Raw genomic sequence first — 21,035 nt, forward strand, 5'->3', positions numbered from 1 at the left:
CGGCCTTTTTATCAAGTTTATTTCTTATCCGCTTCAGGCTCGGGAATTTCAAACACCTGACGCAGGTAGGCGAGGAAAGTGTCGTTGGTGGTCATGGTTTTACCCGGTGAGTCGGAAAGCTTGGCAACCGATTGGCCGTTGCACTCGACCAGTTTCAACACGATGTTGAGCGGCGTATGCCCCATATCGTTGGTGAGGTTGGTGCCGATGCCGAAGCTGGTTTTGAAACGGTCTTTGAAATATTGGTGCAATGCCCAAGATTTCTTGATGTCGAGGCCGTCTGAAAAGGTCAGCATTTTGGTGTGGCTGTCGATTTTGAGCTTTTTATAATGCGCATAGGCTTTGTCGCCCCACGCATACGGGTCGCCACTGTCGTGTCGCAGGCCGTCGAACAGCTTGGCAAAGTAAAGGTCAAAATCGCGCAGGAAAGCATCCATGCCAACCACATCGGTCAGTGCAATGCCTAAGTCGCCGCGGTATTCGTGTACCCATGCTTCAAGAGCGGCTTTTTGCGAATTGCGCAAGCGCACATCCAAGGCTTGGAAGGCTTGCAGGAATTCATGCGCCATGGTGCCGATGGGCGTGATGTTGAGTTTTTTCGCCAAGTAAACATTGCTGGTGCCGCGCACGATATGCGGTGCGGCATCGTTTAAGGTGCGCACAACGTGTTCCTGCCACGCAAGATTGTAGCGGCGGCGGGTGCCGAAATCGGAAATCAAAAACGGCGGGTCGGAAGGGTCTTGCTGGGCGGCAATTTGTTTTAGGGCATCGACTTTGGTTTGTAAACGGCGTTCACCTTCGGCCAATACTTCCGGCGTTTCCAAGCGGCGGAAGAAGAGTTCGTTCACAATCGCCAAAATGAAGATTTCAAAGAACATCGCCTGAATCATCGGGCCTTCGATGCGAATGTGCAAGCGGCCTTGTTCGTCGGAATGCACTTTGACAAAGCGGCGTTTCAGTTGAAAAAGCTCGAGATAATCGACAAAGTCGCTTTTGATGAAACGCAGGCGGCGCAGGTAATCCAATTCGTCGTCGGTGAAACGCAGTTGGCACAGGGCATCCAATTCGCGTTCGAATTCTTCCTGAATGTCGGCCAGTGGGTAAACCATTTCTTTGTTGCGGCAACGGAATTCATACAGGCTGTGGGTTTGCGGGAATTGATGCAAAATCACCTGCAACATGGTGAATTTATATAAATCGGTGTCGAGCAGCGATTTGATGATAGGGTCGTGTGAGGTCATAAAGATGTTCTCATTAACGGGCGAATGAAGTATTAAAACATGTTTGGCCACCAAGATGACCGAAAGTTTACAAATTTTTATGGATTTTGGGCATCAAGGCCGTCTGAAAGTGATTCGGGCAGCTCGATTTCCTCGGTTTCGGCCTGTTTCAAATGGATTTCGATTTCGTCAAAGCTGCTTTCCTGCACAATGCGCACCAAGCCTTCTTTGGCCAATTCCAGCAGCGCGATGAAATTCACCACCACATAAGCCGCGCCTTGCTCGGGCTTGAATAAGGTAGAAAAACGGCTGAAACCGTGTTCGTTCAGACGGCGTAAAATCGAGGTCATCTGCGCGCGCACGGAAATGGCTTCGCGCACCACTTCATGACTGCGCGTGTGTTTGGCGCGCGATAAAATACCGAGCCAAGCCTGCGTTAAATCCGCCACGGCGACATCAGGTAGCTTGGTTTCTGCGGCAATTTCCAAAGGCAGATACACCCACGCAAAATCGCGGCCGGCGCGGGGCAGGGCATCCAAGCCTTGTGCGGCGAGTTTCATTTGTTCGTAAGCCAGCAGACGGCGCACCAATTCGGCGCGCGGGTCGACTTCTTCGTCTTCGATTTCTTCGGGGCGCGGCAGCAGCAGACGGGATTTGATTTCAATCAGCATGGCCGCCATCAATAAATATTCTGCTGCCAAATCAAATTGATAAGCTTCCATTTGCGCGATGTAGTGCAGATATTGCTCGGTGATTTTCACCATCGGAATATCGAGCACATCAATATTTTGCTTGCGGATTAAATACAGCAGCAAATCCAGCGGCCCTTGAAAGCTCGACAACACCACTTCCAACGCATCGGGCGGGATAAACAAATCCTGCGGGATGTCGGTAACGGGTTGGCCGAACACATACGCCACCGCGCTTTCAGACGGCCTCATCATCTCGGCAGCGTTCATTTGCCACCTGCAATATGGCCAATCGCCGCTTGCGCACAATACAGGCCGAAGCTGGCGGTGACCAGCATACTCGCGCCATAACCGGCGCACGACAAACCTTGCGGTGCCGCATCCGCAGCGCAGGCGTCACCCGATTGCGGCGGGGTAATGTTTTCGGTGGAATACACACACGGCACGCGCATTTTGTCGGCAGTGTTGCGGCTGAAGCCATAGCGTTTGCGCAAGGTGTAGCGCAAGTTGGCCAGCAAAGGGTCGTGGGTGACTTTGCTTAAATCGGCCGTCTGAATCAAGGCAGGATTTTTTTGGCCACCCGCGCCGCCACTTAAGATAAACGGCTGTTTGTGTTGCACGAAATAAGCCGCCATCGCTGCTTTGACACGCACTTGGTCGATGGCAACGATGACAAAATCAAAGCCGTCTGAAAACAAATCAGGCAGGTTTTCTTCGGTCACAAAATCTTCAATTTCAACCACTTGACAAGCCGGATTGATTTGCAAAATGCGCTCGTGCAAGGCGCTGACTTTGGCCTTGCCGAAGTCGTCGGTCAGGGCATGGAGCTGGCGGTTGACATTGGATTCGGCGACATTGTCCAAATCAATCAAAGTTAAACGACCGATGCCGCTGCGTGCCAATGCTTCTACCGCCCACGAGCCGACCCCGCCGACCCCGACCACGCACACATGCGCCTGATGAAAGCGTTGTAATGCTGAATCGCCATACAATCGGGCAATGCCGCCAAAACGGCGTGATGACAGGGAATCAATCTCGGACATGGTCAACCTTGTGATAAATCAAAAAATAAATGAAAAGGCGGTGGCGTGAAGCAAAAATTCATCGCAAAAAGCCAAAGACGTATTATACTTGAACCATGAAGGCTGTTGTGTAAAGCTGAAAGAACAGTCTATAATCCCATCACTTGAAAATATCGTGCCGCAAAAAGGCATTGGAAGGAGATGACAATGTATAAGCATTTGGTTGTTGCCGTTGATGGTAGTGAAACCTCTTTAAACGCGTTGAAACATGCGGCTGATTTGGCCAGCGTTAACGAAGCCCGCCTGACTTTGGTGCATGTGGCCAATCCGGCGGAATACATGGCTTTGGCTCCTGAGTTTTTGCAACACGAAAGCTACGAAGCTGCTGCTGTGGCGCAGGGTAATGAAGTATTGGAATTTGCTGAAAAATCAGCGCGTGAAGACGGTGTGACCAACATTGTGAAACACTTGCTGGTGGCCAACAAAGGCGCGCGTGAAATGGCACAAGAATTGGTGGACTACGCCGATGCCAACGGCGCTGATTTGCTGGTGTTGGGCACACATGGACGCACCGGTCTCATGCATTTGCTGATGGGCAGCTTCGCCGAAACCGTGATGCGCCAAAGCCACTTGCCATTGTTGGTAATCCGCAGCAAAGCCGAAGAAGAATAATGCTTCTTTAAGCGCAACTGAATACAGGCCGTCTGAAATATTTCAGACGGCCTTTTGTTATGATTTAGGCAATGTGAATATTTGTTTTTCATTATCTTGAAAATATTGGCAAATAATTTCTCAAAATGCCGAAAAAATCCTTATTTTGTCACCAATTGGTTTTATAATCGCTTTTTGAGTTTAGCGTAATCATTCTATTTGAAGGGAAGCAAACATGGCTGTACCGACCATCAGCGAGGTCTGCAATATCCGTTATTGGGGCATTAATTATTATGATGCCGATGACAAGGGAGAGGTGATTGTGCGCCCGAATCCGGCCGAGCCGGAGAAAACCGTGTCGCTGCAAAAGCTGGCCGAGTCGGTGCAGCAAAAGCAGGGTGCACGGTTGCCGATTTTGTTTTGCTTTCCGCAAATTTTGCAACACCGCCTGCGCTCGATTAATCAGGCGTTTCAGACGGCCAGAGCCGGTTTTGGCTATGAAGGCGATTATTGTTTGGTGTATCCGATTAAGGTCAACCAACACCGCCGCGTGATTGAAACGCTGATTCACAGCCGGCAGCCGCATGGTTTGGAAGCAGGCTCGAAAGCGGAACTGATGGCCGTGTTGGCGCACGCCGGCACCACGCAGACGCTGATTGTCTGCAACGGCTATAAAGACCGCGAATACATCCGCTTTGCTTTGATGGGCGAAAAACTCGGCCATCAGGTTTATTTGGTGATTGAGAAAATTTCCGAAATCGAAATGGTGCTGGAAGAAGCGGAAAAACTGGGCGTGAAACCGCGCTTGGGCGTGCGTGCGCGTTTGGCTTCGCAAGGCTCGGGCAAATGGCAGGCTTCGGGCGGCGATAAATCGAAATTTGGCTTGTCGGCTTCGCAAGTGCTGCATTTGGTCGATGTGTTGAAACAGAGCAACCGCTTGGACTGCCTGCAATTGCTGCATTTCCATCTTGGCTCGCAACTGGGCAATATCCGCGACGTGGCCACCGGCGTGCGTGAGTCGGCGCGGTTTTATGTCGAATTGCATAAGCTCGGCGTGAATATCCAATGCTTCGACGTGGGCGGCGGCTTGGGTGTGGATTACGAAGGCAACCGCACGCAATCGGATTGCTCGGTCAATTACAGCCTAACCGAATATGCCGAAACCGTGGTGTGGGGCATCGGCCAAGCCTGTCGCGAACACAATCTGCCACACCCGACCATCATCACCGAAAGCGGTCGCGGCATTACCGCGCACCATGCCGTATTGGTGGCGAATGTGATTGGTGCGGAACGTTACACGCCGCAAGAGTTGAGTGCGCCGTCTGAAGACGATCCGCGTGTGTTACACAGCATGTGGGAAACATGGACGGATATTTTCGCTTCACGCGAAAAGCGTTCACTTAGAAGCTGGATACACGAAAGCCAGTTTGATTTGTCGGACGTGCACAATCAATACAACGTCGGCCTGCTCAGCCTTGAGCAACGCGCGTGGGCAGAGCAGCTTTATTTGAATATCTGTCACGAAGTGGGCGAATTGTTCAACGAAAAACACCGCTCGCACCGCACCATCATTGATGAATTGCAAGAGCGGTTTGCCGATAAATTGTATGTGAATTTTTCGCTGTTCCAATCGCTGCCTGATGTGTGGGGCATTGACCAATTGTTCCCCGTTTGCCCGATTACCGGTTTGAACCAAAAAGTTGCCCGCCGCGCTGTGTTGTTGGACATCACCTGCGATTCAGACGGCACCATCGACCACTACATCGACGGCGACGGCATTGCCACCACCATGCCAATGCCCGATTATCCTGATGACAATCCGCCATTGCTGGGCTTTTTCATGGTCGGCGCGTATCAGGAAATTTTGGGCAATATGCACAACTTGTTCGGCGATACCACCACCATCGACGTGATGGTACACGGTGAAAATCAATTTGACGTGGTCGATTACGACGAAGGCAATACCGTCGCCGATATGCTCGAATATGTGTACCAAGACCCGAAAGAGTTGATGCGCCGTTACCGCGAACAAATCGAACATTCCGATTTACCGGCTTCGCAAGCGATGGCGTTTTTGAAAGAGCTGGAAATCGGGCTGAATGGCTATACTTATTTGGAAGAAGAATGATGTTCAGACGGCCTATTGATAAAAAGGCCGTCTGAAAAAACAGTTATATATTAAAAGGATACAAAATGAACCCATACACCACCCTTGCCGGACAAACCGATAATTCACTGGTTTCCAACAGTTTCGGCTTCCTGCGTCTGCCGCTTGATTTCAACCCTTACGAAGGCGATGCCGAGTGGGTGATTACCGGCATTCCTTACGACATCGCCGTATCCGGCCGTTCCGGTGCACGCTTCGGCCCCGAATCCATCCGTCGGGCTTCGGTGAACCTGACGTGGGAACACAAGCGTTTTCCGTGGACATTCGACGTGCGCGAACGCTTAAACATCGTCGATTGTGGCGACTTGGTTTATTCCTTTGGCGACAGCCGCGATTTTGTCGAAAAACTCGAAGCCCACGCGACACAATTGCTGCAAGCCGGTAAAAAATGCTTGAGTTTGGGCGGCGACCATTTTGTGACCCTGCCCTTATTGCGCGCCCACGCCAAACATTTCGGCAAACTTGCCTTGGTGCATTTCGATGCCCACACCGACACCTACGCCAACGGCAGCGAATTCGATCACGGCACCATGTTTTATACCGCGCCGAAAGAAGGCTTAATCGACCCGTCGCGCTCGGTGCAAATCGGCATCCGCACCGAACACAACAAATCGTTGCCGTTTACCGTTTTGAGCGCACCGCAAGTCAATGACGACAGCGTCGAAACCACCGTGGCCAAAATCAAAGAAACCGTCGGTGATATGCCGGTGTACCTGACTTTCGACATCGACTGCATCGACCCCGCCTTTGCACCCGGCACCGGCACGCCTGTGTGCGGCGGCCTGACCACCGACCGCGTCCTGAAAATCCTGCGCGGCCTGACTGATTTAAACATCGTCGGCATGGATGTGGTCGAAGTTGCCCCGTCTTACGACCAAGCCGACATCACCGCCTTGGCCGGCGCGACCATTGCGCTGGAAATGTTGTATTTGCAAGGGGCAAAAAAAGCTGGTTGATGTAATTTAAATTGTTGGATAATCAGTGTTTGGCTAAATCAATATGCCGTCTGAAACTATTAGGATTGATACGGCATATGCTTTGGTCAACCACTCGAAAAGTTGCGAATAATACTTTCGTGTGAGTCTGAAAATAACTTGCCTCTCCAGCACAGTTAAAAGTCTAGTATCATTAAAAAGCAGCTTTTAAAATAGTGGAATCCATTACCATGAATAGGGTATTTTATGAAAAATAAACTGAGTTTTGTTGTTTTGAGCCTGTTGCTCGTTGCGTGTCAAAAAACGGATATTCAACAGGAAAACGTGAATTTGCAGGAGAAAACAGCGCCGGTATCTGTCGCTGGGCATTCTTCTTCATATTCAACATCTGCTCAAAAAAGATTAAAAGAGCAACTGACGGTTAACCGTGATGCTAACTGTGGCTGCTGCCATCAATGGATAGAACATGCCAAAGCGGATAGCTGGGTGATAAAGGATGTGGTGCTTTCAAGTAATGCCAAAGTGGCTGAAATCAAAGATCAGTATGCGATTGCACCGGAAATGCGCTCATGCCATACCACAGTCAGCAGCTCCGGTTATGTATTTGAAGGGCATGTCCCCATGAAGGCAATGACTGCCTTTTTAGAAAATCCCCCTGAAAATGCGATTGGTCTTGCTGTACCGGGCATGCCCGTAGGCGGCATGGGTATGGAGAATGGGGGGCATTTTATGCCTTATGAAGTTATGCAGCTGAATCATGATGGCACTTATCAGGTTTTTGCTAAAATCGACCAGCCATCCGATCAGTATTAATGATTCCAATAGCCATGATTATATTGGCGATGGCACCAAACAAAGGCCCTTACATTCGCATTTCAACAGCAACCACCAGTCCGCTTTTTTGATCTTTACCGACAATGGTGTCCATCTCGAAATCGCCGACCCGCTCTTTTTGATCGACAATGGCAGGTCTGTGTTCAATGTCGGTTCTGTCCGGTACGCTGCCTTTTGTCCATGCACCGCTGCCGTATTTTCTGCGGTAGGGTTTGGAAACGATACGCAGATGGGTGTACAGGTCGCCGCCGTTTTGACGGTCTTTGGCGAGATAGCGGTAAAGGGTGCTGTGGTGCAGTTTGATGTGTTGATGTTTCAGCAGGTAGCCGCAGACTTGTTCGGGGCTGTATTTTTGGGTAATCAGTTTGTTAACAGTCTGTTTGACGGCAGTAGTCAGTTTGGTTGGCTTTTTGTTTTTCTTTTTAACTTCGCTTTGCTGTTGTGCTTTTCGGTAACAGTAGGTTCCGTTGACGGAATGCCGTCTGATTTCCCGACTGACGGTGGCGGGATGACAACCGATGTTCTGTGCGATTTGGTTTAGGGGTAGGTTGCGGTAATGTCTGGAAATGTAGTATCTTTGGTGTGAGGTCAGTTGTGTGTAGGCCATATTGCAATCTTTCTTGTCAGGAAAGGCAGTATACTACCGCATACTGGCCTTTTCTGTTATTGGAAATTGCACTTGTTAGGCGAATGTAAGGCCGTCTGAAAGACTAGACTTTCAGACGGCCTATTGCAGCTATTCAATATTTAATCAAAACGACTCAATTATTGTGCGGCAGAAGCAGCAGATGCTTCTGAAGCGGCTTCGGCTTCAGCGGCGACAACTTTGGCTTCGTCAGCAGCTTGGCCACCCCATACGGCAGGGTATTTGTAACCAGCAAAGCGTTGTTTGGCGTAAGATTTAAATTCTTCCGAATTGTAGGCGGCTTCTACGTCTTTCAACCATTGAGCGTCTTTGTCGGCGGTTTTCACGGCTGCCCAGTTGACGTAGGCAAAGCTAGGTTCTTGGAACAGGGTTTCGGTCAGTTTCATGCCGCTGCTCATGGCGTAGTTGCCGTTTACCACGGCAAAGTCAACATCGGCGCGGCTGCGCGGCAATTGCGCGGCTTCCAGCTCGACAATTTTGATTTTTTTCAGGTTTTCGGCGATGTCGTTTTTAGAGGCAGTCAATGGGTTGATGCCGTCTTTCAGTTTGACCCAGCCCAATTCGCTCAACATCACCAAAGCACGGGCGAAGTTGGATGGGTCGTTTGGCGCGGAAACGCTGCTGCCTTCTTTCACATCATCCAATGAGGCCAATTTGCCCGGATACAACCCCAATGGCGCGGTCGGCACTTGGAAGGCTTCCACGATGTCTAATTTGTGTTCTTTGCGGAAATCTTCCAAGTATGGTTTGTGTTGGAAGACGTTGATGTCGATTTCACCTTCGGCCAAAGCCAGGTTAGGTCGCACATAATCGGTAAATTCGATTAGTTTCACGGTGTAGCCTTGCTTTTCCAAGGCTGGTTGGATTTGTTCTTTCACCATGTCGCCGAAGTCGCCGACGGTGGTACCGAAGACGATTTCTTTTTTGGCACCGGTGCTGTCGGCAGCCGGTGAGGCGGCAGAAGCGGCCGGAGCGGCTTCTTGTTTTTGCCCGCCGCAAGCGGCCAAAGCCAAGGCCAAAGCGGCGGCTGAGAAGGTTTTCAATACGCTGTTTACGTTCATAACAATACTCCTTAAATGTGTGTGGCAGAAATCATAACATGCCGTCTGAAAAAAGATGAATGATTTTTCAGACGGCCTTTATAAACAATTCTTCTATCGTTTGTCGAGGCGGCGCGAAATCCAGTTGCCCAAGCCCTGCATGGCAATCACCATCAGCACCAAAATCGCCACGATGAAGATAATGACCTCGGTTTGATAGCGGTAATAGCCGTAGCGGATGGCCAGGTCGCCCAAACCGCCGCCGCCGATCATACCGGCCGCCGCGCTGTAAGAGAGCAGACCGATGGCCAATACGGTAATACTGGACACCATGCCGGCGCGCGCTTCATTGAGCAGCACTTTGCGGATGATGGTGAGCGGTGTCGCCCCCATGCTGATCGACGCTTCAATCATACCGCGCGGCACTTCGCGCAGGTTTTGCTCGACCAAGCGGGCAAAATAAAACAGGCCGGAAACGCTCAACACCAGCGATGCGGCGTAAGGGCCGATGGTACTGCCGATGATGGCGCGGGTGGCCGGAATCAGCGCAATCATCAAAATTACAAACGGAAACGCGCGCATTAAATTGACCAAGTTGTCCAACACAAAATTCAGCGGCTTGTTGTAGTGCAATTGGCGGTTGGAAGTGACAAACAGCAACACACCCAATAAAGTGCCGAACACCACGGCAAACAAGGTGGATAAACCGACCATGATAAAGGTTTCGCCCAAGGCTTGGTAAATCTCACCTTTCATGCCACTGATGGTGGCGAGGGCTTTGGAAAAAGTCAAATCCGCCATCTCAATCCTCCCGAATCAGTTCGCGCCCGATTTCCGATTGGGCATGAATTTGGTTGTTGTTCACTTCTACCACTTCCAACAGGCGGCCGTTGTCCAGCAGGGCGGCGCGGTCGCATAAGCGGCGAATCACGCTCATTTCGTGGGTCACGATGACGATGGTCACGTTGAATCGTTTGTTGATGTCTTCCAAGCATTCCAACACGCTGCGGGTAGTGGCAGGGTCGAGTGCGGAAGTCGGTTCGTCGGCCAAAATCACTTGCGGATTGGGTGCCAACGCGCGGGCAATGCCGACACGCTGCTTTTGTCCGCCCGAAAGCTGGGCAGGGAAGTGACCGGCGCGCTCCTGCAAACCGACAATTTCCAAACATTCCGCCACGCGCGCACGGATTTTTTCAGACGACCATCCGGCAATTTCCAACGGAAAAGCCACATTATCCGCCACCGTGCGGTTGCTCAACAGATTAAACTGCTGGAACACCATACCGATATTTTGCCGTGCCTGACGCAACTGCGCGCCATTTAGCGTCATCAAATCCTGATTGCCGACCAAAACACGCCCCGAATCCGGCCGCTCGAGCAGATTAATCAACCGCAATAAGGTCGATTTGCCCGCGCCGGAATAGCCCATCAGGCCGAAAATTTCACCGTCTTTAATTTCCAAACTGGTCGGCTCCACCGCCGTAAACCACGATTTGTCGCGCGTTTGGTAGCGTTTGGAAACCTTGTCTAAAATAATCATAATGTTCTCAAATACAACAAAGCCCGATGTCTGACACAACGGGCTGGTTTTGCAGCGGAAATAAAATATCATCTGCAAACGCTTTAGCTGTTTGTGCCCGCAAGCTGTGTCAAATCGGCATAAAAGTGTGAATGGGGAATAGTAACGAAAACGTGAAATCGTGTCAAGAATCAAGGCCGTCTGAATGTTTGGGGCGGGTTTGTTTTGAAAAATACCGAGTGTTGTGATAGAAAGCCGTCTGAAGTCGGCAGGTAAGTTTTTAGACGGCCTGTTGAGTGTTCTATATCTTATGATTAATCGATAAAAAATGAAAACCATCAAAATTTTAGCAAGCCTAGGCGGGGTAATGGCAGCATTTCCTGTATGGGCGGCAACCTGCACACCAGCGCAATTAGACGAAATTTTAGCGCCGGCAACAGCTCAGCAAAACAGCGTAGAAGTTGCCTGCTCGGCTACCTTGCCGAAAAACCGTACCATTAGCAAGCGTTTGTATTTTACGGGCGCAGCGGCAAGCAATCAGGTGTTTGATTGCAATGGCAATACGATTGCGCCTACCCATATTACGGGCGGAGACAGCATAGTCATTCGCTCGAAAAAGCAGCAAAATCAATGGTTGCGTCCGGAAAACTTAACCATTCGCAGCTGTAAAGTAGCCGGTTCGGTACGTGTGATGGGTATGGGCGCGAATGGGGAAGTGGAAGCCGTGCGCTTGTCTTCGCTTGAGAACGGTCATACGGAGCGTGCGCAGGCAGCTGCGCCCAGTCGTATTCGTTTAGAAAACATGACTATTGTCGGAAATGGCCGTATTCCTTTGTATCTGGCGCCGGGCGTGAATCATGTGACGGTTGCCAACAGCCGCATTACAGGGCATAGCAAAAGTGTGGCTGTTTATCTGGATGCAGAGAGTGGTCACAATACCTTTACCCGTAATACTATTGACGCCAAAACATCAAAGCGGGAATTGATTGCCATTGACGGCTCGGCACATAATGCGTTCAGCCATAACCGTTTTTCCGCGCTCAATCATGGCGGTATTTATTTTTACCGCAATTGCGGCGAGGGCGGCACCATCCGTCACCAAACGCCGTCTTACAATACCTTAAGCCAAAATGTGTTTTACTATCATCGATATAGAGGACGCTTGCCGGTAATATGGCTGGGCGCACGTGATGGCAACCGCAATTATTGTGAAGCAGATGCGGGCTATGCGTTTGGCAGCAGTTTGGATAACCGCGATTTTGCCGACTTTAATGTGGTTGAGAATAACCAAATTTACCGCTTGCCCATTCGTAGAATGATTCGTGATGAGGGGAGTAATAACCGAATCAGTGAGAATCGTACGATAAAATAATTTAACTTACTATTTGATTAAATTGATAAAAGGCCGTCTGAAAATGCTTGATACATTTTCAGACGGCCTTTTCATTTCAACTAAATTAAGGATTCATAATCCGCGCCACCAAGGCTTTTTCTTTACCTTGCATATTCGGGATTTTCACCTGAATACCGTTGCCCGGTGCCACATCTACTGCTTCGCCTTTACGGGTCATTTGCTCAAGCGTGATGGTTTGGTTGCCGCTCGGGTGGATGATTTCGATGGTGTCGCCCACGGCAAAGCGGTTTTTCACTTCAACGGTTGCCCAGCCTTCGTTGTCGATGTCGGTCACATGGCCGACGTATTGGCTTTGTTTCGCTACGGAATGGCCGTTGAGATAGTTTTGGTAATCTTGCGTTTTGTGGCGCTCCAAGAAGCCGGAAGTGTAGCCGCGGTTGGCCAAGCCTTCGAGTTCGCTCAACAGGCTCAAGTCAAACGGGCGGCCGGCGACGGCATCGTCAATCGCTTTGCGGTAGCTTTGCGCCACGCGGGCAACGTAATACAGCGATTTGGTGCGGCCTTCGACTTTGAGGCTGTCCACGCCGATTTGGGTGAGTTTGTCGACCACTTCAATGCCGCGTAAGTCTTTGGAATTCATGATGTATGTGCCGTGTTCGTCTTCCATAATCGGCATGAATTCGCCCGGGCGGTTGCTTTCTTCAATCAGGAATACTTTGTTGGCGGCAGGGTGGCGCTGCTGGCCGTTGATGCCTTCAAAGTTTTGGTTGGCTTCTTCCTGCGCTTTTTCAAAGTTGAAACCTTGCAACAGCTTGGCATCGCCCATGTCGTCGGTTTCCGAATCGTGCACTTTGTAATCCCAGCGGCAAGAGTTGGTGCAAGTGCCTTGGTTGGGGTCACGGTGGTTGAAATAACCCGATAATAAACAACGGCCTGAGTAGGCAATACACAATGCGCCGTGAATAAATACTTCCAATTCGATGTCGGGGCATTCTTGGCGGATTTCGGCGATTTCGTCCATGCTCAATTCGCGCGACAAGATGATGCGCTCAACGCCGATTTTTTCCCAGAATTTCACGCCCCAATAGTTGGTGGTGTTGGCTTGTACAGACAAGTGAATCGGCATATCCGGCCATTTTTCGCGCACGGTCATAATCAGGCCGGGGTCGGCCATAATCAGCGCGTCGGGCTTCATGGCGATTAACGGTTCCATGTCGGCAACGAAGGTTTTCAGCTTGGAATTGTGCGGCAAGGTGTTGACGGTCAGGAAGAATTTTTTATTGCGCTCGTGCGCTTCTTTAATGCCTTGTTCCAACACGTCGAGTTTGGCAAATTCGTTGTTGCGCGCGCGCAGCGAGTAGCGCGGCGAACCGGCATACACGGCATCGGCGCCGAAATCGTAAGCGGCGCGCATGCGTTCCAAACCGCCGGCAGGGAGGAGTAATTCAGGTGCTTTCATCTTGTGTTCTTTGTTTTATAAATGTTTTCAGACGGCCTTGAAATACGTAGAGGCCGTCTGAAATAAAATTAATCGGAATGGGTGGATTATCCGCTTTTTTGCTGGAGGGGTCAATTTTCATTGGCTGCTTCAGCATTGTTTTGCTTAAGATTACTCAATAAATATCAAAGTCAAGAAAGAAGTATGAAGAAGTTTGATCAGCAAATATTTTAGACGGTTTTCTAAAAACACTATGCCTTACTAGCGAAGTAAGTGATCAATATTGAGGCAATAATTATGGCTCTTTTGTGTGTAAAAACATAATGAGAGCCTGCTGTTTTTCGGGAGGAAGCATGCGAAAATATTTCAGCAGTAATAATTCTTCTGCTGTTTGTATTCCATTTTCATCTTCTGAACGGCCATAGCGCAACCAAGATTCGTTGGTTTCTAACCATTTTGCTAAAGTTGCAACTTTATCAGGCGTAGGAATAGAACGTCCAATCAACCAATGATGGAACGTTTGTGCGCTGATGGATTGGTTCGGATGTCGCAGATTAAATCGGTCAGCTAATTTATTGTTTGATAAGCCATTTAAGCCTGCCAGTTTTAAAGCAGTCTGAAGGCGGCGACTGAAACCAAGTTTCTCTTGTTCTGAATGCATAAAGTGTATTATCGCCATCAGAACAACTCTTTTTTTAAACTATTTTGTTGTGAATATAAACATTTTAGTTGATTTTACAAGTTGAATGATTGATAATTCAATTTGGGTTAACACTCGATTACACCAAATTTTTATCAACAATAGGAGGGTTTGAAAATGTCTTTACAGAAGAGTGCATTAGCTACCGCTATCGTATTAGCGCTTGCTGCTTGTAGCAGCAGTAATAACGACACAACTAAGCTGAAAGCGCAATCAACGAATACATCAGCATCACAAAAGGCCGCAGCCGAGAAAGCGGCTGCTGAGAAAGCAGCTGCCGAAAAAGCCGCCGCTGAGAAAGCCGCAGCCGAGAAAGCCGCAGCCGAGAAAGCTGCTGCTGAGAAAGCTGCAGCCGAGAAAGCCGCAGCCGAGAAAGCAGCCGCAGAAAAAGCTGCAGCCGAGAAAGCCGTAGCCGAGAAAGCCGCAGCCGAGAAAGCTGCTGCTGAGAAAGCTGCTGCTGAGAAAGCAGCCGCAGAAAAAGCAACTGCAGAAAAAGCTGCAGCCGAGAAAGTTGCCCGCGATGCAAAAATTACAGAACTTAAAGAACAGGCAATTGCGGCGGGTCTAAATTCTGAAGAGGCTAAACACTTTGCAGACCAAAACGTTAACACTCCTGAAAATCAAATAAAAAACAAGTTAGATACTTTTGTTGCTCAATTGCAAGAAGAGAAAGCTTTAGCTCAGGCTAAGGCCTTGAAAGGTGTATCAGATTCGCGTTATGTGCTGAATGATATTACAGCAGAAAGCCGCTCATCTGCTTCAAGCACAATCAATGCAGTTACTCAAGAATCTAGAATTCAGACAGTTGTTTATAACCAGCCCTATTCTGTTGTAATTGGAGATTATGCTGGCAGCGTTTCATACAATAATAGTACAGCAGGTTTAATCAGTGATAATAGATCATCTGCTATTGCCATTAAAGGTCTGAAAACTGAAGAAAGTGCTATTCCAAATGCAGGTAAGGCAACATATATCGGCAAGGCATTCAATGGAGCATATCTTGCAGGAAGTTACGATTGGGATAACCGAACTTGGGAGGAAGATAAAATTGCCCAAGGTGCGTTGTCTTATTTAGTTGACTTTAGCAAGCGCACTGGCTCAGGTTCTATTACAGGCTTGGGGGATACCATTACTTTGCAACAAGGATCGATTTCCGGTACAGGTATTTCAGCCAATGCCGAACAAGGCTACCGCACAGGCAGCTACATGCTTGACTTCTACGGTAAAACTGCTGAAGAAATTGCAGGTAAAGTCATGTTTAACAGAAAAGATACCGTCGGCTTCGGCGGCCAACGCGGCGACATCACCAAATAACCTTTATTCCTAATCCAATGCCGTCTGAAACCTTTTTCAGACGGCATTCTGTTCGTCAAATGATAAAAATACAATATGAAGAAAACCTTACTGACTTATTTACTGCTGCCTGCTGCGTTCGTACACGCGGAAGAAATCAGCGTGCCGCAAATCTTTTTTGAATCCGATACGCCCAAGCAGATGGAAAATCCGGTTGAAACGCCGTTGGAATTGCCCGAACATGCTGCCAAACCGCTTGCGGGTGCGGGTATGGAAGCGCAAATCTCTCAGGCGGTGGTTGGCAAAGATTGGACGGGCTTGGCGGCATTGCTGCAAACCTACCGCGCACAAGCCGATGCTGATGCTGTTTTAATCGCGTATGCCGAGGGCGCGCGATTGCGGGCGGAAGGGCAACAGGCAAAAGCGATTGAGCAATACCGCAATATCGCAAGCCCTGATTTGCCCTATGTTCAGCTTGATCTGGCTTTGATGCTGGCGGAAGACAAGCAATACAGTGAAGCATCAGAGATACTCACTCAATTAGAGCAGGCAGATATTGCACCTTCGGTGCATAAGATAGCCGTGGCTTATCGCAATGCAGCGGAAAAAGTACAAGCTTGGCAGCCTTCGTTCCATTTCAATTTCGAGCAGACGGATAATGTCAATAATGCTTCTGCCGAGCGCACCATTGATTGGAACGGGCGGCAATGGCGCAAAACGGAAGACAGTCTGCCCAAAAGTGCCAAAGGTTTGCGTTACGGGCTGGGTATTGAGCGCACCAAAAATATCAAAGGCCATCATTTTGCCCATGTTTCTGTGCAGGGTGAGGGTGTGCATTATTGGGATGCGCAAGACTTTAACGAACAGACTGTCCAATTGGCCGCAGGCTACCGCTGGCAAGATATCCGCCAAGATTGGGGGCTGGTGCCTTTTGTCGAACAAAACTGGTTAGGTGGCACGCGTTACAACCATAGTATAGGCGCAACGGCAGATTACAAACGCCGTCTGAACGAGCAATGGCAGTTGACCGCCTACACGCAATACAGCGAGAAACGTTACCGCGAAGCGGATTTGGCCGAACGCTACAACAGCAGGGTAACGGCAGCAGGCATCACTGCCAGCCGCCGCATGGACAATAATGCGCTGGTTTACGGCGGCTTGGATGTGCTGAACGACGATACGCGCGAACGCGAACAGGCTTCTTGGCGTTACGGGATGCGCGTGGGCGCGGTCAAACAGTTTTCAGACGGCCTTGGTATGCGCGCCAATCTGCGCTATATGCGGCGCGAATTCAAAGCGCCGGGCTGGCTGGTGTATGACTTTACCCGCCGCGACCATGAATATCACGCTGCGGCAGCGGTGTGGCACAGTAAATTGTCGTGGAAAGGCTTCATACCACAATTAAATTTCCGTTATGGGAAAATTGATAGCAATATGAAGGGTTTTTATTCTCGAAAAAGTAACCAATGGTTTATAAGTGTCGAGCGGTCATGGTAATGGAATGAGTATTGCATCTCTTTCTTTCTGCAAAGTTAAAAGTCTGTGGTTGATATTTCAGACGGCCTATATTAAGTGTAAAAAGGCCGTCTGAAATCAAATTTTTGTGATAAAAGGCATTCAAAGTTTGTATTTTCTTGTAAAATGTCTGGTTTATTTGCCACGATTCAGCGCCATGCGGTTAGGGCGTGGTGCAAACTTCTGATAAGAGCGGGATATGGATTTTCGTTTTGACATTATTTATGAATATCGCTGGATGTTCTTTTACGGCGCGTTGACCACGCTGGGTTTGACTTTGGTGGCGACGTTAGGCGGCACGATATTGGGTTTGATTGGTGCGCTGGCGCGGTTGGTGCATTTTGAAAAAGGCGGTGTGTTGCTTAAAGCGGTGGCATGGCTGTTGCGCACTTTGTCGCTGGTATATGTGACGCTGTTTCGCGGTACGCCTTTGTTTGTACAGATTTTTATTTGGTACTTCATTTGGGTAGTGGCGTTGATTCACCCGACAGACGGTTGGTTGATCAGCGGTGATGCGGCGGTGCAATTGCGTCGCGGTTATGGTGCGCTGATTGCCGGTACGCTGGCGTTGATGGTGAACGCAGGCGCGTACATCACTGAGATTTTCCGCGCGGGTATCCAATCGATTGACAAAGGCCAAATCGAAGCAGCGCGCTCGTTGGGCTTAACTTATCCGCAAGCCATGCGTTATGTGATTTTGCCACAGGCTTTGCGCCGCATGTTGCCGCCGTTGGCCAATGAATTTATCACGCTGCTGAAAGACAGCTCGCTGTTGTCGGCGATTGCGGTGGCTGAGTTGGCTTATGTGCAAAATACGATTTCCGGCCGCTATTCGGTGTATGAAGAGCCGCTTTATACGGTTGCATTGATTTACTTGATCATGACAACGTGCTTGGGCTGGATCTTCTTGCGTTTGGAAAAGCGTTATAACGTGGTACATCGTTGATTAAATGAATAGAAAATGCCGTCTGAAACGTAAAGTTTCAGACGGCATTTTATTTGGCTCAAAGGTCTCAGCTTTTAGAATTCTTCCGTATCAATCTCAGTTTGCGTGGCGGCAGGGTAGCGCGCGCCTTTGACGCTGTGTTGGTTGATTAATTCGCCGGCTTGTTGCAACACGTCTGCGGCAATAGCCAAATCTGCGGCGGCGATGTTGTCGGCCAAGTGTTGAGGATTGGTGGTGCCAGGAATCGGCAGGATATTGTCGGATTGTGCCAGTAACCATGCCAAGCCCAGTTGGGCGGCGGTGCAGCCTGCTTCATCGGCGAGGGTTTGCAGTTGGTCGCGCAGTTGTAAGTTAGCAGGATAGTTTTCGGCACTAAAGCGTGGCATCGGGCGGCGGATGTCTTTTTCTTCCAAGGCGGTGATGTCGCGCAGGTCGCCCAAAAAACCACGGGCAATCGGGCTGAAGGCGACAAAGGCGATGCCCAGCTCGCGGGTTTTGTCTAGCACGGCGATTTCAGGGTTGCGCGTCCACAAGGAATATTCGGTTTGTACGGCGGCAATCGGGTGCACGGCGTGGGCTTTTTCTAAGGTATCGGCAGAAATTTCGGATAAGCCGATGGCGCGGATTTTGCCTTGCTCGACCAAGCGCGACAGGGCGCCGACGCTTTCTTCAATCGGCACGTTTTTATCCCAGCGGTGCAGGTAATACAAGTCGATGACATCGATTTGCAGGCGTTGCAGTGATTCGTCGGCTTGGCGGATTAGGGTGTCGGGGCGGCCGTCGATAACGCGTTTGCCGTTGACACCGCCCATGCCGCATTTGCTGGCAAGGAAAATATGGCTGCGGTGGTTTTTCAAGGCTTTGCCGGCTAAGGTTTCATTGGCGCCGAAACCATATAGGGTGGCGGTGTCGAAATGGTTGTAACCCAAATCGATGGCTTGCTGCAGGAAATTAATGGCGGTTTGCTCGTCCGGTGGTGTACCGTAGGCGTGGCTGAGGTTCATGCAGCCGAGGCCGATGGGGTGGACAGGTGTGTTGTTGATGGTGCGGTTTGGGGACATGGTGATTCCTTATTTGAGGCCGTCTGAATATTTTTTCAGACGGCATAGCAAAATACAAAAGGCACAGGCCGTCTGAACGAATGATGTTTCAGACGGCCTGCGGCTATCAGATTAAGCCAACTGTTTTTCCAGTTCGCCCAATACTTTGTAGCATTCAATCACGCTTTCAACGCTGGAGTTCGGCTGGCGGCCTTCGCGGATAGCGGCGAAGAATTCGCGGTCTTGCAGCTCAATGCCGTTCATCGATACGTCCACATTGCTCACGTCAACCGGCTCTTCTTTGCCGTTGACCAAATCGTCGTAGCGGGCAATGTAGGTGCCGTTGTCGCAGATGTAGCGGAAGAATGTACCCAACGGACCATCGTTGTTGAACGACAGCGACAAGGTGCAAATCGCGCCGTTTTCGGCTTGCAGTTGAATCGACATGTCCATGGCAATGCCCAGTTCAGGATGTTTCGGGCCTTGGATGGCGTTGGCTTTGACCACCTTGCTGCCGGTTTGGTATTGGAACAAGTCAACGGTGTGGGCGGCGTGGTGCCACAGCAGGTGGTCTGTCCATGAGCGCGCTTCGCCTTTGGCGTTGGTGTTGGTGCGGCGGAAGAAGTAGGTTTGTACGTCCATTTGTTGGATGTTCAGCTCACCGGCTTTAATTTTGTTGTGCACCCACTGATGGCTTGGGTTGAAGCGGCGGGTGTGGCCGACCATGGCAACCAAGCCGGTTTCTTTTTGCACGCGCAACACTTCTTCGGCATCCGCCCAAGAATCGGCCAACGGGATTTCCACTTGAACGTGTTTGCCCGCGCGCAGACATTGCAGCGTTTGCTCGGCGTGCAGCTGGGTCGGGGTGCACAAAATCACGGCATCGACTTCAGGCATGGCCAAGGCATCGGCCAATTCGGTGGTGGCAAAACCGATGCCGTATTTTTCGGCCACGGCTTTGGTTTTTTCCAAATCGCGGCTGATGAGCGCTACGACTTCAACATCGGGAATGTTTTTGATGCCGTCAAGGTGTTTTTCGCCGAATGCACCGGCACCGGCCAGCGCGACTTTGATTGTTTGTGCCATAATCTATCCTTACTTTTTAGAAAATGAGTGGGTAAGGCCGTCTGAAAGTTTTCAGACGGCCTGAGACATTTGAAAAGATTACTTCTTAGGCGCTTCCAAAATCAGATGGCCGACGGCGGTATTCGACGCCGGAACATGATAGAAGCGGTGTTTCACGATAGGCTCTTCGCCTTCGTCACACATGGCGGCGCGGGCAATCAGCCACATCACCAATTCAATGCCTTCCGAACCGGCTTCGCGCACATATTCGACATGCGGTTTTTTCGCCAATTCTTTCGGGTCGGTAATCAAATCATCTAAGAATTGGTTGTCCCATTCTTTATTGATTAAGCCGGCGCGCGGGCCTTGCAGTTGGTGGCTCATGCCGCCGGTGCCCCAGATGTGGACGTTCAAATCTTCATCGTAGCTTTCGACGGCTTTTTTGATGGCTTTGCCCAAATCGTAGCAGCGTTGGCCGCTTGGTACCGGATATTGCACCACGTTCACGTGCAGTGGAATTACTTTAACCGGCCATTTTTCGACATCGCCGAACATCACGGTCATCGGCACGGTCAGGCCGTGGTCAACTTCCATTTCGTAGCACAACGTCAAATCGAAACCTTGCTCGATCACAGAATGCGCCAAGTGCGATGCGAAATTTTGGTCGCCCGGCACATTCGGCACTGGGCGGCGACCCCAGCCTTCGTCGGAAGGTTGGAATTCTTCATTCATGCCCAAGGCGAAGGTCGGAATCAGGTCGAAACCGAAATTGTTGGTGTGGTCGTTGTACACCAAAATAATCACATCAGGATTATTTTCTTTTTGCCATTCTTTGCTGTATTCGTAGCCGGCGAACACCGGTTTCCAGTAGTCTTCACCGGTTTTTTTCAAATCCCAAGCCACGCCGACGGCCGGAATGTGGGAAGTGTAAACGCTTGCGGTAATTTTAGCCATGTGGGTC

The 21,035-nt window shown here is 50.0% G+C and carries 19 protein-coding genes and 1 pseudogene; 8 read left to right on the top strand and 12 right to left on the bottom strand.

Annotated features, from left to right (window positions below):
• Positions 1-17: 17 nt before the first annotated feature.
• From pncB to GJV52_RS09035, 3 genes are all read right to left on the bottom strand, one after another.
• Positions 18-1,241, bottom strand: coding sequence for a nicotinate phosphoribosyltransferase (gene pncB, locus GJV52_RS09025; RefSeq protein WP_100563948.1), 1,224 nt, complete (start codon positions 1,239-1,241; stop codon positions 18-20).
• 77 nt (positions 1,242-1,318) lie between these two features.
• Positions 1,319-2,179 carry a segregation and condensation protein A gene (locus GJV52_RS09030; RefSeq protein ID WP_100563950.1) on the bottom strand — a complete coding sequence of 287 codons (861 nt, stop codon included), beginning with the start codon at positions 2,177-2,179 and terminating at the stop codon, positions 1,319-1,321.
• Entirely contained in the window at positions 2,176-2,952 is a 777-nt protein-coding gene (locus tag GJV52_RS09035) for a tRNA threonylcarbamoyladenosine dehydratase (RefSeq protein WP_100563952.1), read from the bottom strand. Before GJV52_RS09035 ends, GJV52_RS09030 begins: the two co-directional genes overlap by 4 nt.
• 186 nt (positions 2,953-3,138) lie before the next feature.
• Between GJV52_RS09035 and GJV52_RS09040 the strand changes: the two genes are divergently transcribed.
• The 4 genes from GJV52_RS09040 (at position 3,139) to GJV52_RS09055 (ending at position 7,497) form a co-directional block, all read left to right on the top strand.
• The gene (locus GJV52_RS09040) at positions 3,139-3,603 is read left to right on the top strand and encodes a universal stress protein (RefSeq protein ID WP_095503087.1); all 465 of its coding nucleotides are present in this window, start codon (positions 3,139-3,141) and stop codon (positions 3,601-3,603) included.
• A gap of 214 nt (positions 3,604-3,817) precedes the next feature.
• Positions 3,818-5,710 (top strand): biosynthetic arginine decarboxylase, encoded by a 1,893-nt coding sequence (speA, locus tag GJV52_RS09045; protein ID WP_100563954.1) that lies wholly within the window; start codon positions 3,818-3,820, stop codon positions 5,708-5,710.
• A 65-nt stretch (positions 5,711-5,775) separates the two neighbouring features.
• Complete coding sequence (gene speB / locus GJV52_RS09050; protein WP_095503085.1) at positions 5,776-6,705, top strand: agmatinase; 930 nt, start codon at positions 5,776-5,778, stop codon at positions 6,703-6,705.
• A gap of 225 nt (positions 6,706-6,930) precedes the next feature.
• Positions 6,931-7,497 (top strand): DUF411 domain-containing protein, encoded by a 567-nt coding sequence (locus GJV52_RS09055; RefSeq protein WP_100563956.1) that lies wholly within the window; start codon positions 6,931-6,933, stop codon positions 7,495-7,497.
• 55 nt (positions 7,498-7,552) lie between these two features.
• Here GJV52_RS09055 and GJV52_RS09060 read toward each other — a convergent pair.
• The 4 genes and pseudogenes from GJV52_RS09060 to GJV52_RS09075 all read right to left on the bottom strand — a co-directional run.
• A pseudogene (locus tag GJV52_RS09060) lies at positions 7,553-8,125 on the bottom strand (IS30 family transposase); the annotation flags it as partial.
• 158 nt (positions 8,126-8,283) lie between these two features.
• Positions 8,284-9,225, bottom strand: a complete 942-nt coding sequence (locus tag GJV52_RS09065; RefSeq protein ID WP_100563827.1) for a MetQ/NlpA family ABC transporter substrate-binding protein — start codon at positions 9,223-9,225, stop codon at positions 8,284-8,286.
• A gap of 93 nt (positions 9,226-9,318) precedes the next feature.
• Positions 9,319-10,005 carry a methionine ABC transporter permease gene (locus GJV52_RS09070; RefSeq protein WP_095503474.1) on the bottom strand — a complete coding sequence of 229 codons (687 nt, stop codon included), beginning with the start codon at positions 10,003-10,005 and terminating at the stop codon, positions 9,319-9,321.
• A gap of 1 nt (position 10,006) precedes the next feature.
• Complete coding sequence (locus GJV52_RS09075) at positions 10,007-10,744, bottom strand: methionine ABC transporter ATP-binding protein (RefSeq protein ID WP_095503476.1); 738 nt, start codon at positions 10,742-10,744, stop codon at positions 10,007-10,009.
• Positions 10,745-11,090: 346 nt separating this feature from the next.
• Here GJV52_RS09075 and GJV52_RS09080 point away from each other — a divergent pair, with 346 nt between their 5' ends.
• Positions 11,091-12,095 carry a right-handed parallel beta-helix repeat-containing protein gene (locus GJV52_RS09080; protein WP_157798120.1) on the top strand — a complete coding sequence of 335 codons (1,005 nt, stop codon included), beginning with the start codon at positions 11,091-11,093 and terminating at the stop codon, positions 12,093-12,095.
• A gap of 85 nt (positions 12,096-12,180) precedes the next feature.
• On the opposite strand, the gene trhP is transcribed toward GJV52_RS09080, so the two are convergent.
• Positions 12,181-13,536, bottom strand: a complete 1,356-nt coding sequence (gene trhP, locus GJV52_RS09085) for a prephenate-dependent tRNA uridine(34) hydroxylase TrhP (RefSeq protein ID WP_095503792.1) — start codon at positions 13,534-13,536, stop codon at positions 12,181-12,183.
• 274 nt (positions 13,537-13,810) lie between these two features.
• Complete coding sequence (locus tag GJV52_RS09090; protein ID WP_229436896.1) at positions 13,811-14,194, bottom strand: transcriptional regulator; 384 nt, start codon at positions 14,192-14,194, stop codon at positions 13,811-13,813.
• 138 nt (positions 14,195-14,332) lie between these two features.
• Between GJV52_RS09090 and GJV52_RS13270 the strand changes: the two genes are divergently transcribed.
• From GJV52_RS13270 to GJV52_RS09110, 3 genes are all read left to right on the top strand, one after another.
• Positions 14,333-15,529: a Slam-dependent surface lipoprotein gene (locus GJV52_RS13270; protein WP_229439404.1), complete on the top strand. Its 1,197-nt coding sequence runs from the start codon at positions 14,333-14,335 to the stop codon at positions 15,527-15,529.
• A 75-nt stretch (positions 15,530-15,604) separates the two neighbouring features.
• Positions 15,605-17,005 carry a surface lipoprotein assembly modifier gene (locus GJV52_RS09105; RefSeq protein ID WP_229436894.1) on the top strand — a complete coding sequence of 467 codons (1,401 nt, stop codon included), beginning with the start codon at positions 15,605-15,607 and terminating at the stop codon, positions 17,003-17,005.
• A gap of 217 nt (positions 17,006-17,222) precedes the next feature.
• Entirely contained in the window at positions 17,223-17,969 is a 747-nt protein-coding gene (locus tag GJV52_RS09110) for an amino acid ABC transporter permease (RefSeq protein ID WP_095502067.1), read from the top strand.
• 74 nt (positions 17,970-18,043) lie between these two features.
• Here the strand turns inward: GJV52_RS09110 and GJV52_RS09115 are convergent, their stop codons facing one another.
• From GJV52_RS09115 to GJV52_RS09125, 3 genes are all read right to left on the bottom strand, one after another.
• Complete coding sequence (locus tag GJV52_RS09115) at positions 18,044-19,030, bottom strand: aldo/keto reductase (RefSeq protein WP_100563822.1); 987 nt, start codon at positions 19,028-19,030, stop codon at positions 18,044-18,046.
• Between the two features lie 111 nt (positions 19,031-19,141).
• Positions 19,142-20,095 carry a Gfo/Idh/MocA family oxidoreductase gene (locus tag GJV52_RS09120; protein WP_195690035.1) on the bottom strand — a complete coding sequence of 318 codons (954 nt, stop codon included), beginning with the start codon at positions 20,093-20,095 and terminating at the stop codon, positions 19,142-19,144.
• Positions 20,096-20,173: 78 nt separating this feature from the next.
• Positions 20,174-21,028, bottom strand: a complete 855-nt coding sequence (locus tag GJV52_RS09125) for a class III extradiol dioxygenase subunit beta (protein ID WP_095502069.1) — start codon at positions 21,026-21,028, stop codon at positions 20,174-20,176.
• Positions 21,029-21,035 lie beyond the last annotated feature (7 nt).

Source organism: Neisseria brasiliensis (assembly GCF_009671065.1).
Classification (GTDB): Bacteria; Pseudomonadota; Gammaproteobacteria; order Burkholderiales; family Neisseriaceae; genus Neisseria; species Neisseria brasiliensis.